14 protein-coding genes and 1 tRNA gene are annotated in these 11,978 nt (G+C 51.5%); 2 read left to right on the top strand and 13 right to left on the bottom strand.

All coding sequences use genetic code 11. From position 1 onward, the window contains the following. Positions 1 to 66 precede the first annotated feature (66 nt). The 8 genes from MKX63_RS20820 to MKX63_RS20785 all read right to left on the bottom strand — a co-directional run bounded on the left by MKX63_RS20820 (position 67) and on the right by MKX63_RS20785 (position 6,851). Positions 67 to 999, bottom strand: a complete 933-nt coding sequence (locus MKX63_RS20820) for a peptidase U32 family protein (RefSeq protein WP_341019739.1) — start codon at positions 997 to 999, stop codon at positions 67 to 69. A 47-nt stretch (positions 1,000 to 1,046) separates the two neighbouring features. Further along, a complete protein-coding gene (gene mltG, locus MKX63_RS20815) occupies positions 1,047 to 2,093 on the bottom strand; it encodes an endolytic transglycosylase MltG (RefSeq protein ID WP_341019738.1) in 1,047 nt (348 codons plus the stop codon). A 182-nt stretch (positions 2,094 to 2,275) separates the two neighbouring features. Further along, positions 2,276 to 2,581, bottom strand: coding sequence for a DUF1292 domain-containing protein (locus tag MKX63_RS20810; protein WP_341019736.1), 306 nt, complete (start codon positions 2,579 to 2,581; stop codon positions 2,276 to 2,278). Beyond that, a complete protein-coding gene (locus MKX63_RS20805; protein ID WP_036696606.1) occupies positions 2,574 to 2,882 on the bottom strand; it encodes a DUF1292 domain-containing protein in 309 nt (102 codons plus the stop codon). Before MKX63_RS20805 ends, MKX63_RS20810 begins: the two co-directional genes overlap by 8 nt. A 13-nt stretch (positions 2,883 to 2,895) precedes the next feature. Continuing rightward, positions 2,896 to 3,312 carry a Holliday junction resolvase RuvX gene (gene ruvX, locus MKX63_RS20800; protein WP_340757813.1) on the bottom strand — a complete coding sequence of 139 codons (417 nt, stop codon included), beginning with the start codon at positions 3,310 to 3,312 and terminating at the stop codon, positions 2,896 to 2,898. After that, positions 3,312 to 3,587, bottom strand: a complete 276-nt coding sequence (locus tag MKX63_RS20795; protein WP_036696603.1) for an IreB family regulatory phosphoprotein — start codon at positions 3,585 to 3,587, stop codon at positions 3,312 to 3,314. Before MKX63_RS20795 ends, ruvX begins: the two co-directional genes overlap by 1 nt. Before the next feature lie 337 nt (positions 3,588 to 3,924). After that, positions 3,925 to 6,558: an alanine--tRNA ligase gene (gene alaS, locus MKX63_RS20790; protein WP_341019735.1), complete on the bottom strand. Its 2,634-nt coding sequence runs from the start codon at positions 6,556 to 6,558 to the stop codon at positions 3,925 to 3,927. 92 nt (positions 6,559 to 6,650) lie between these two features. Then, entirely contained in the window at positions 6,651 to 6,851 is a 201-nt protein-coding gene (locus MKX63_RS20785; protein WP_341019734.1) for a hypothetical protein, read from the bottom strand. 163 nt (positions 6,852 to 7,014) lie between these two features. Between MKX63_RS20785 and MKX63_RS20780 the strand changes: the two genes are divergently transcribed. Further along, a tRNA-Pro gene (locus MKX63_RS20780) sits at positions 7,015 to 7,091 on the top strand. A 91-nt stretch (positions 7,092 to 7,182) separates the two neighbouring features. On the opposite strand, the gene MKX63_RS20775 is transcribed toward MKX63_RS20780, so the two are convergent. From MKX63_RS20775 to MKX63_RS20760, 4 genes are all read right to left on the bottom strand, one after another. Further along, the gene (locus MKX63_RS20775; RefSeq protein WP_341019733.1) at positions 7,183 to 8,058 is read right to left on the bottom strand and encodes a hypothetical protein; all 876 of its coding nucleotides are present in this window, start codon (positions 8,056 to 8,058) and stop codon (positions 7,183 to 7,185) included. 11 nt (positions 8,059 to 8,069) lie between these two features. Then, the gene (locus MKX63_RS20770) at positions 8,070 to 8,336 is read right to left on the bottom strand and encodes a type II toxin-antitoxin system RelE/ParE family toxin (RefSeq protein ID WP_341019732.1); all 267 of its coding nucleotides are present in this window, start codon (positions 8,334 to 8,336) and stop codon (positions 8,070 to 8,072) included. Then, positions 8,336 to 8,614, bottom strand: a complete 279-nt coding sequence (locus MKX63_RS20765; RefSeq protein WP_341019731.1) for a hypothetical protein — start codon at positions 8,612 to 8,614, stop codon at positions 8,336 to 8,338. Before MKX63_RS20765 ends, MKX63_RS20770 begins: the two co-directional genes overlap by 1 nt. 207 nt (positions 8,615 to 8,821) lie before the next feature. Next, entirely contained in the window at positions 8,822 to 10,237 is a 1,416-nt protein-coding gene (locus MKX63_RS20760) for an MDR family MFS transporter (RefSeq protein WP_341019729.1), read from the bottom strand. A gap of 113 nt (positions 10,238 to 10,350) precedes the next feature. On the opposite strand from MKX63_RS20760, the gene MKX63_RS20755 reads away from it, so the two are divergent. Then, positions 10,351 to 10,944, top strand: a complete 594-nt coding sequence (locus MKX63_RS20755; RefSeq protein WP_341019727.1) for a TetR/AcrR family transcriptional regulator — start codon at positions 10,351 to 10,353, stop codon at positions 10,942 to 10,944. 142 nt (positions 10,945 to 11,086) lie between these two features. On the opposite strand, the gene MKX63_RS20750 is transcribed toward MKX63_RS20755, so the two are convergent. Then, the gene (locus MKX63_RS20750) at positions 11,087 to 11,644 is read right to left on the bottom strand and encodes an STM3941 family protein (RefSeq protein ID WP_341019726.1); all 558 of its coding nucleotides are present in this window, start codon (positions 11,642 to 11,644) and stop codon (positions 11,087 to 11,089) included. Between the last annotated feature and the right edge of the window lie 334 nt (positions 11,645 to 11,978).

Below are 11,978 nucleotides of genomic sequence, written 5' to 3'. Positions count from 1 at the left end.
CCCTCCGCTGCTGAACCCAATGATGATGGGATAAACCTTACAAGAGCTGAGACAAAACCTTTTATATTAATATACCTGCTCTTTATAGAAGAAACCGAATGACAGCTCACGCTCCGGGTCCTGCAAAGCCCGGACCTCCTCCAGCCAAGACTCCTCGAATGCATATTCGGCGGGATCAGCGGCGTAGACGTCCATAGCATGACGGTAAGCCTTAACGACAGCCACATTATAAGCTAACGGCTTCAGCAAGCCCTCTACCTTCAGGCTGTGTACGCCAGCTTTTAACAAGAAATGGAGATCCTCCAGAATGCAAATATCATCCGAGCTCATAATATGCGTGCCGTTCTCGTCTTCATAGATCGGGAACTTCTCATTCGGACGCTCCGCTTCAATCAGGAACAGCCCGCGCTCCTTCCCCAGGCTTCCGCTATCGCTCGGACGGCCCTGATGGGACATATAGCTTGCTACCAGCTTACGCTTGGAATGATAGATATTCGTCATCCCGTGTACCTGGACCTGGGCTTCCACCTCAAGGTTAGGGACCATCTCGGTCATCTCATCCATATTCAGCTCACGTGCCAGAACGACCCGCGAAGCTCCCTTGCGGCCCCAGTAATTGGCTGTAGCATAATTGGTTGAGGTCATTTCCGCATTCCAGTGCAGCTTCATTTCCGGCGCTTCAGCTTTGACAGCTGCCAGTACGGCAGGATCACCGAACTCTACCCCATCCACACCCAGCCCGCCGATGGCCTTCACATAAGCCGGAAGCTCCTCCAGCATAGTATTAGGAATCAGTCCATTGATGCTTACATATACCTTACCGCCCCGGGCATGTGCCAGCTTAACCACTGCGGCCGTGTCTTCAAGTGTAAAATGTCCGGCAAGACGCATGCCAAAGCGGTCATCGCCGACCAGCAGAGCACTCGCTCCTGCATCCAGCAGCGCTGCCGCTTCTTCCAGAGAAGCCGCTGTCGCCAGCAGCTCCGGTGTGTTATTCATTGTGTTACCTCCTGTGCGTTGCTCATCCTTACTATTGTAGCGGGTTCTTAAGGATTTTGTTTGCTTTTTTGAATATTGGCTAAATGTTCCTTGTAGGTTCTGGCAAATAAATGTCCCTGTGAGCCGTCCTTCTTAGTGACATAGAAGAAATAATCCGAGACTTCCGGCGTCATAGCCGCTTCAATCGACGCCAGCCCGGGACTGCTGATCGGTCCCGGCGGCAAGCCTGCCTGCTTATACGTATTATAAGGACTGTCTACCTTCAGATCCTTCTCATACAGCCGCTCTTTCTGCTTGTCCAGCAAGTACTGGACGGTAGCATCGATCTCCAGCTTCTGCCCCTTGTCCAGCCGGTTATAGATAATACCAGCCACCACCGGACGTTCTTTGTCTACTACCACCTCACGCTCCACCAGTGAAGCTACGGTCAGCAGCTCATGCAGCGAGAGCCCGCGGTTCGCCAGCTTCGCCTTCCACTCAGGAATCGTATCCAGCTTCTTCACCAGCTGCTCCAGCATAGCCCCAATGACTTCCTGCGGAGTGCTGTCTTTAGCCAGTTCATAGGTCTCCGGGAAAAGATACCCCTCCAGCCGGTGGCGCAGCAGCGGATTGTCCGGAATCTCCAGCTTGCTTACAGCTTCTATTCCCTTACCGGAATCAATCAGCGCAAGAAAGACCTCCGGCTTCTGATTCCATGCAGCGGCCAGCTTTTCTGCCACCTGGACCGCAGTATACCCTTCAGGAATTGTAAACGTAACGGTAGCTTCCTTCACAACATCTCCGGCATTCAATCGGCTGATCAGCGTATCGTAGGAGTCGCCGGGGCTTACCTGATACGTGCCGGCCTTGAAGCTGGAGCCTTCCTGGACCCATTTCAGATATCCTTTGAAGAACAGGCTATGCTTAATAATGCCCTCTTGCTCAAGCAGGTCGGCAATTTGCGAGCTGCCCATACCCTTCTCTATTGTAACCGTTACGGCCGGCCCTGCGGGCTTGACCGGCTGCATTCCATTCCAGATGTACCATGCTCCTCCTCCTGCAGCTGCTGCCAGGACCAGAATGAAGATAAGCACAGTGCGGATCACGGCTTTCAAATGTTACGCCTCACTTTCCGACTATAAAGTATAAAATTGTATTGTCCAAAATTCAACCTATTTTTATAGCATAAGCTTTTTTCAGGCAAACGGAAAGATTATTCCGTCCCTCATAAGCAAAAAGAGCGCGGAAAAATTCCGCCCTCTTCCGTATCTGCCATACATGAAGTTGCTGCAGACGACTACTCGCTATCCGCAGGGAAGGTGAGCTCATCGTACAGCTCGGAAATATCCTCCCACTCTTCATCATCCATAATGCTCTCCAGTTCCGGAAGTCCGTCCGGAGAAACTACGATGCGCAGAATTTCCTGCTCCGCAGCTCTTCCCGATCCGGCCAGAACGGCATAAGCACGGTCACCCACAGCAAATTCTGCAATAATATCGTAAACGGAAGACTTGCCCTGCTCATCCTCCAGTTCTACTGTTTCTCCATATACTTCCTTGAGCTTAGAAGTCCATACCGCCCCATCAGCGGAAAACTCAGTCATTCTCTGCTCCTCCATCCAGCTCGTCAACCAAAGTATTGAAGGTCTCCTCTACAATGGCCCACTCCTCGTCATTCTCAATCATGAAGAGCTGCAGATCGTCGCCGTCTTCCTCATAACGGAACGCGTAGACCTCATCTGTCTCCTCATCCTCGGAATCGAGCGGAACCACCATCATATATTTGGCATCCGATCCGTCCACTTCAAACTTCATGATGACCTCGAATTCCTCTTCATTACCTTCCTCATCAGGAATATAGATAATTTCCGGTTCCTCTTCTTGGCCGATCTGTTCGTTTGTCATATCCGCACACCCCTCACCTTTTACTGTTAGCATCCAAAAAATTTTGCAAAATCAGCGCTGCGGCCATTTTGTCCACCAGCCCCTTGCGTTTCTTCCGGCTGACGTCCCCGTCTATCAGCACCCGCTCAGCAGATACCGTCGTCAGACGCTCATCCCAAAGGTGTACGGGTAAATCGAGTTGCTCCCGCAGCTTATCTGCGAATTCGATGCAAATTTCACCACGGGGTCCTACGGAGCCGTTCATGTTCTTCGGCAGCCCGACAACAATCTCGCCGATTTCGTGCTCCTTGACCAGCTCACGGATGCGGTCGAACTCATTGCCGTTGCCGCGCCGCTCAATGGTCTCCAGAGACTGTGCTGTCCATCCGAAAATATCGCTTGTGGCGACACCGATTCTGCGGTCGCCGTAATCCAGTCCCAGCTTCTTCATCATTTGGGCTGGTCCACCCGATGATTGGCCAGATAGAAACGGACCAGTTCTTCGATCAGCTCATCACGCTCTTTCCTCCGGACCAAACTTCTCGCATTGTTGTGGCGTGGAATGTAAGCCGGATCTCCTGAGAGAAGATACCCTACGATCTGATTGATCGGATGATATTCTTTCTCCACCAGCGCGTCGTACACGGCGAGCAGTATTTCCTGGGGAGAGGCTTCCTTTTCGTCGCCCTTCACATTGAATTTGACCGTTTTGTCCATGGAGTCCATGTGGTGACACCTTCCTTCTGCAAAATCACCCTGGTTCAGGCGGCTTCGCAAAGTTGCTGCTGTACAGCTCACTTGCTGCCCTCATCATAACATATTCATGCCCCAACGAGGAAATCCTGCCATGGTTAAAGCGCTTTTTTTGGCATTTTGTCTACAAAAATAGATGTTTTTTTGGGTTTTAAGCTATTGCATGCCCTGGGTCAATAATGAATAACCCCAAAAAATATACATTGTGTGAATAAAGCAGCGGCACCGAGGAAATGCCCTCAGCACCGCTGCTTTCCAACCCTTGATAGAAATCCACAGTTTCTTACAGACAAGAATTACCGCATACTGCTTATGCCTGTGCGGCTACCAGTTCCTCGGCCTTCTTCAGGGCTTCACCCAGCTTGGAAGCGTCCTTGCCTCCGGCCTGCGCCATATCCGGACGTCCGCCGCCGCCGCCGCCGCAGACTGCAGCGATCTCCTTCACCAGCTTGCCGGCATGGAAGCCCTTCTGGACCAGTTCCTGAGGCACGGCCACGACGAAGTTCACCTTGTCATCCATTGCAGCACCGAGCACCAGGATGGCCTGCGGCAGCTTGGACTTTAGTTCGTCTGCGGTCGAGCGCAAAGCATCGATATTGCCGGCTTGCACGGAGACCGCAAGAAGCTGCGTTCCTCCGCCTACTGTGATTACACTGCTGGTCAGCTCTGCTGCGAAGGTTGCGCTCAGCTTAGACTGGAGCGATTCATTCTCACGGCCCAGCTCGCGTACCTGGGCATGCAGAGCTTCAATCCGCTTCGGCACATCGGTCAGCGAAGATTTGAGCAGGGCTGCCGATTGCTTCAGCAGGTCCAGCTGACTCTCCGTGAACTGATAGGCGTAACGGCCAGTCACAGCTTCAATCCGGCGCACCCCGGAACCGATGCCGCTCTCGCTGAGCAGCTTGAAGATTCCGATCTGCGCTGTATTAGACACATGGCATCCGCCGCACAGCTCCAGGCTGTAGTCGCCGACTTGAACGACACGGACAACATTGCCGTATTTCTCTCCGAAGAGGGCCATCGCTCCCATGGCTTTGGCTTCATCTATCGGCTTATTCTCAATGACTACAGGAAGGCTGCGCCAGATCTGCGCGTTCACGCGCTGCTCGATATCGCTGAGCTCCTCTGGAGTGATCGCTCCAAAATGCGAGAAGTCAAACCTCAGGCGCGAGCCTTCTACTAAAGAGCCTGCCTGATTCACATGGCTGCCCAGCACCTCCTTCAGTGCCTTGTGCAGCAAGTGGGTGGCGGTATGGTTCTTCACGATATCCTCGCGCTCCGCCCGGTTCACTTCGGCACGGACGGTATCGCCGACCTTCAGATCGCCGGCCTCTACTGTAACCAGATGAACATGCTGGCCGTGCGGTGCTTTGAAGAGGCCGTTCACCTTAGCAGTCACCGATCCGCCGGTCAGAACGCCAGTGTCGCTGACTTGGCCGCCGCTCTCTGCATAGAACGGTGTTGACTCCAGGATCACCTGGCACTCGGCGCCTTCGCTTACTGTATCCTGAAGCGCGCCGTCTACCACAATCGCCAGCACCTTGGACTCTGTTACCGTGTCATTATATCCAACAAATTCACTTTTAACCGTAAGCTCAGCAAGTGCACCGCCCTGAATCTTCATGCTGGCGCTGTCCTGACGGGCTGCTCTGGCCCGGTCACGCTGCTCCTGCATCGCGGCATCGAAGCCTGCACGGTCTACGGCAAGCCCCTGCTCGGACGCGAAGTCCTCGGTCAGGTCAAACGGGAAGCCATACGTGTCATAGAGCTTGAATGCATCGGCACCGGCAATGGTACTCAGGCCGTCTGCTTTGGCTTTGGCGCTGATCTCCCCGAGAATCGCCAGACCATCGGACAACGTCTCATGGAAGCGTTCCTCTTCCAGACGGATGATCCGGGCGATATATTCACGGTTCTCGACCACGGAAGGATAATACACTCCCATAATCTCTCCAACCGTCTCAGTCAGCTCATGCAGGAACGGACGGTCCAGTCCCAGCGTCTTGCCGTAGCGAACGGCGCGGCGGAGCAGACGGCGGATAATATAGCCGCGCCCTTCATTGGAAGGAAGCACACCGTCACCCACTGCAAAGGTAACGGTACGTACATGGTCGGCAATGACTTTTAGCGCGATATCCTGTTCAACATTATCCTTGTAGGTTACTCCGGCAAGCCCGGCGGTCTTCTGGATAATCGGCTGGAACAGATCGGTATCGAAGTTGGAGTCTACATCCTGGAGAATGGAAGCGAAGCGCTCCAGTCCTGCACCGGTATCAATATTCTTGTTGGGAAGCGGCGTATAGCTGCCGTCCTTGTTATGGTTAAACTGCGAGAATACGAGGTTCCAGACCTCCAGCCAACGCTCATTCTCACCGCCCGGATACATCTCCGGATCACTCATATCACTGCCGTACGCTTCACCGCGGTCATAGAAAATCTCCGAGCACGGGCCGCACGGGCCTTCGCCGATATCCCAGAAGTTCTCGTCGCCCAGCTTGATGATGCGTTCTGCGGGCAGGCCGACCTTCTCATTCCACAGCTTGAACGCTTCTTCGTCCTCAGCATACACGGTCACGGAGATCCGGTCGCCGTCGAAGCCGATCCACTCCTTGCCGGTCAGAAATTCCCAGGCCCAGGTGATGGCCTCTTCCTTGAAGTAATCGCCGATGGAGAAGTTACCCAGCATCTCAAAGAATGTATGGTGGCGGCGCGTCTTGCCCACGTTCTCAATATCATTGGTGCGGATACATTTCTGCGAGTTCGTCAGGCGGGGATTCTCAGGAATCTCCCGGCCGTCGAAGTACGCCTTCAGCGGCGCCATACCTGCGTTAATCCACAGCAGCGAAGGATCATTGTGGGGCACGAGCGAGGCGCTCGGCTCAATCTTATGGTTCTTACTCTCAAAAAACTGCAGCCATTTGGAACGGATTTCACTTGCTTTCATCATGTACAGCTCCCGTCTCTTCATTAAATTAACAACAAAAAACGCCCCTGAATATATATTCAGGGACGATGATTATCGCGGTACCACCCTGGTTATCGCCTTGATCCGTGAACCACGGACACCTGCAGACGATCGCCTTGTGCGGCTGTTAACGGGTGCCCCCGGCGGGATTGTCCCCGCACTCCGAAATTAGCTTTCAGCCGGCCTGTCTCCCAGGTTCTCACACCCGATGCGGCAATCCGCAAAGGAACCTGTTCTCTGGTGAAGCCATTCTCCGGCGTACTTATTTTCATCAACGCTTTGTCCGATTTGCTTTTTAACATTTCAAGTATAGCCAGCGGGTGGATATCTGTCAATCACAGACCGTAATTTGCTGTAGCTGAGGCCGGTAATGCAATGAAAAAGGATGTTTACAGCGCTTACACACAGGCGTATAATTTATGTTATTCATAGCGTCGAGACGTAGCTCAGCTTGGTAGAGCGCTTGCTTCGGGAGTAAGAGGCCGCAGGTTCGAATCCTGTCGTCTCGACCATTTTTAATTAAGATTCGCAGCTTTGGGGCCGCGATTTTTTGGCGTGTATAAGAGCAAAGCACACTACCCATGATCTTTACGCATAATAAAGCTAAGAAAGCGATATTCGTGAATTTTCAACATCCTCATCAGGCAATTCACTTAATTCCATAAAATCGTATATGACTTCCCCTAATGATGTCAAAACAAGTATTTGTGGTAAAATATCTTCCCAAGAAGATATAGAATCAAACTCCCTTGATATCAACCTCTCCATAATATATTCTTTAGTGAACTCAATCGGAAATACATTAGTGGAAATTTGTTGTACAACACCTAGTTTGGAAAGATCAACTAATTCTTGCAATAATGCAATTTCCCTATATTCGGGAGAGTTCAAAACTTCGCTACGCAAATTCAATTTACAATACTGATTATCTTTAATTACAGCAATTAGGGCCAGTTGCCTATAAGTAAACCTTTCAATAATATTAAGTAATTGATTTGCCTCAGCAACACCTATTTCATTACTAAAAGCAATACTCACCATAACATTTGAAACATAAGGTATTTTCTTTTCTTCATGTTCTCGCTTACATTGCAGAAGTATCCCCTCAAAAATTTCCTCAGCACTTGAATTGTAAAGTCCCTGATTCTTAAAGAAATATTCATCTGTCCTTAATGTTTCACCATTATCTATTCTTTGTGCTATTTTTGTGATTACTGTAGAAGCAGATAACGCAACACGAAACTCTTCTCTAAAAGATAACTCTCTGTTAGCCATTTCTTCGAGTGTAGTTTCAATAGCAGTTCCAATAATTTCAGCACCAAATACGACAAAATGACCACCTGGTAGTAGTTTTAAAGCATCTTTAATAATAGCTCCACCCAACTTCGCACCAGTTCCCTCTAAAATACTCCTTATTTTCAAAATATCATTCCCTCTCATCCCTGAAATCTCAGTTTTAACAGAATCTACCTTGCTCAATTTGAAGATGCCTAATTCTGCCTTCCATGTTTAAAAGCAGTAATTATATATGTAGAGCCATCCTTAGATGGCTGGTAGGAAACAATATAACGATCAATACGAATATAGTAAGTATCTTTATAAGTTCTTGATGGAAACAGCTTTCCTGACCGAGTCACCTTTTCCTCAATACGCATGAAAAGTTTTAATTTATATTCTGCTGTTTCCTGTGGTGAGAAGTGGGTGCTCTCGATCTTGGAAAAGCTCTGCGCCGCACTCTTAGTCCAGACTACCTGCATCAAAGTTCTCCATTTCTTATCATCTCGATCATTTGCTTTGAAGAGATAATTGAACCATGAATAATATCCTGTTTGGACTCTTGGATCATTTGTGCGATTTCGGGATCAGCATCAAGCTCAGCAATTTGCGCAGCTGAAAGAGCATCTGAGTTGTCCTGATACTGGATTATTTCGGATACTTCATACTCCATGTCATTAATTACAATCACAGATTTCTGGCTGTCATTGATAAAGGAACGATACACTTTGCCGCTCTTATCCTTTAATTCCAGATACATACTCACCACCCCTTTGTTCAATATTATATCCTGAATTCAGATAAACGGATACAACCTCATGATATAGCCAAAAGCCCCCCGCCCATACTTCAGGAGCAAGAGGCTGTAGATTCAAATCCTGTCGTCTCATACTAGAGGTTGCTGCTTTTTGTATTTGACCATCACCGCTCTTGGGACTGACACAAAACCTGCCAGTGTGCAATTTGTCTATGATCTTCTTCCGGGCAGGAACGCCGCCGGGATCAATGCTACCGCAGAGAAAGCGATCGTCCACATGAACGTATGATCGAAGGCTATAACCATAGCAGCCGGGTCATGAGACAGCACAGAATGAAGCTGATTCTGCAGAATGACTGCGATCACCGACACGCCAAAAGCACCGCCGATCTGCTGCATAATACGGGTGGTGCTGCTGGCGTGGGGAATCTGCCCCGAGGTCAGTCCCACATAGGCTGAAGCCATAACCGGCAGGAACACAGCGCCCAGGCCGGCCCCCCGCACCACCAATACCGCACTCAAAAAATAATAGCTGGTATCTGCACCAAGCTGCGTAAGCGGCCATGTACCAAGTAAGGTCAGAAGTGTTCCGGCCAGCACGACCGGCCGGGAACCGATCTGATCCGTCAGCTTGCCGGCCAGTTGTCTCGTCAGCAGCATTCCGATTCCCTGCGGAACCAGCAGCAAGCCGGAGATCAGCACAGATTCACCACGGACTTGCTGGAAATATAGCGGCAGGAGCAGCATCGCCGAGTAACTGGTCAGACCCGACAGGAACAGCAGCACCGAGGATACGGTTACGGAACGCACCCGGAACAGCCTGACATCCACCAAGGCTTTATTTCCTTTTCGCAGGGCATGAGTGACAAATAGAGCCAGAAGCAGGCCCCCGGACAGCACCGGAATGAGAACCGCAGCATGAGCGAACCCGTGGAGGGTACTGACTTCACCGAGGCCATAAATAATAAGTACAATGGCTGGAGATAAGAGCACCAGTCCCGTCAGATCCAGCCGCAGCGTCCGGGCGCTGCGTTCTTCCTTGGGCAGTCCCGTCCAGGCCATAATAATGGCCGCGATACAGAGCGGGATATTGACGAAGAAAATCCACCGCCAGCTCAGATGATTGATAATCAATCCCCCCAGCACCGGCCCCAGAATCGGCCCAAGCAACGCCGGAAGCGCTACGGTAGCCATCCTTTTCCCCATATTCTGCGCCCCTGAGGCCCGTACGGCCAGCGTCTGCATAACAGGCATCAGCAAGCCCCCGCCGATCCCCTGGATGACCCGGAAAAAAAGCAGGCTCTCCACGCTCCAGGCCATACTGCACAGCACTGAGCCGAGGAAGAACATTCCCAGTGAGAACAGCCACGTTCTCCGGCCTCCGAACCGCTCCACTGCCCAACCGGTCAACGGAATCACCATAGCAAGCGCCAGCAGATAACCGGTCATGACCCACTGGATGGTTGATACCGGCGCCTTAAATTCCTTGACAAGTGTGTCAATCGCCACATTGGTTATGGTCGTGTCGAACAGCGGGGCCATAATGCCAAGCATCAGAATCCACAGTAATTTGGTTGAGCCCGCCTGCTCTACCATTTCATGCACCTCAGCCGTTTGTTTGTTCAAGTCAATTCCCTCCCTAAGACCATAAATAAGAAACAGAAAGTATCTTATTTCGTTATGATATACTATCCTCATACAAAGCGCAATGATTATCATTCAAAGGAGTCTGAGACAGAATGTCTACTTCTGGGCAGCAGGATAAATTGAAAAGCAGACGCAGAGGGAAGGAGCTGGAGACGGCGATTCTGCAGGCCGTCCGTGAAGAACTGCAGGAGCAGGGATATGCTAACCTTACAATGGATGGAGTCGCAGAACGGTCGGGAACGAGCAAGGCAGTGCTGTACCGCCGCTGGGCTAACCGCGCAGAGCTTGTGCTTGCGGCGCTCCGGGAACGCGTCCCCCTCCCGCTGGAGGAGGTGCCCGATACCGGCAACCTGCGGGATGATGTAATCGGGGTGCTGCGGGCAATGAACCATAATAATACACAAGCCATGATGAAGGCCTTGTACGGGCTGGTGACTGAATTAGGCGCTGTGCCGCTGGCCTCCCTGATCTTCCCCGACGGTCGTCAGAACCGGACGATGACCATTGTGCTTCAGCGGGCCGCGGACCGGGGCGAGGTGGCTCCCGAGGCCATTACGCCGCGGATGCTCACTTTGCCCTCGGATCTGGCCCGCCATGAGCTGATGCTGTACAACACCCCCATGACGGAGGAGATGATCGCGAGCATTGTGGACGAGGTGTACCTTCCGCTGGTGTTAAAGCGGTAATTTTTCGTTCACGGCGCTCAGTTGGACAAGCCGTCTACGACATAGAATGAATAGAAAGCCCAGAGTCTTCAAGGAAATTCCACCTTGAGACTCTGGGCTTGATCAGGTTACTGCTATCATCCTAGCCGCTCCGGCCGGACGTTTACCATTGCCCGGCCCATAGCCGTCTTCGAAGCTCCATCTCTTCATACACCCGCTCCAGTGACATCCCCATGGACTGGCCCGCAATATTTACGGGAGTGCCGACGAGACGCTGGTTGATGGCCATCAGCCAGCGTTTCCACCCGCGTTGCCGGGCCAGATAGGCCTTGGGATCAGTAAGGTAGATACAGATGTTTTTTTGCCCGGAGTAGCGGATCAGGCGGATATCGGAAATCTCCTCCCACATCAGCCGGCCTGCGGGAATAGCGGAAGACTGGTCATCAATTCCCTGGGCATCCACCACAATCAGCGGTGTGCGGCGCAGCAGCATGATAAGCAGAACCAGTGCCGACAGGCCAAACAGCACTGTGCAGACGATTCCCAGCGTGAGCAGAAGGATGGCGAGATCCGGCGTCACCCCTTGGGACCATACCAGAAATTGAATCCCCACTATCACAAAAAGCAGCGCTCCCGCAAGCATCAACAAGATTTTCACCCGTGAAGCTGCCACCACAAACGGCTGATAGCCTCCATCGTTATACCGCCGGTTATCCATCATATCCTTCCTCCTTCAGGTCCCTTCCGCGATCAGCGGGCACGGGCCGCTCCCTCTGTATATGTACATAGTGTCGGTAATATTATACGAAACTCTACCTATCGCTTACCTCGCCCGTGTGCATCTGAAACAAAGGGTACGCCGCGCCAAGCTCCGGTATTTTGTTATTCCTGGCAGGAAAAGATGCTTGCGCTTTCGCAACTCCGCCGCACCAAGTATGGTCGGTTTTTCGACCTTATCCGGACCTCGCACCTCCGCCGCACCAAATGTGGTCGGTGAAATCAGCGAAGTCATCCCTGCAACTTATCCACACCGGACGAAAATCATAGTTTCCTGA

The sequence above is a fragment of the Paenibacillus sp. FSL R7-0179 genome, assembly GCF_038002265.1.
Taxonomy (GTDB): Bacteria; Bacillota; Bacilli; order Paenibacillales; family Paenibacillaceae; genus Paenibacillus_AQ.
The sequence above is the reverse complement of the archived record's forward strand: the minus strand, read 5'-3'. Positions and strand labels throughout refer to the sequence as shown.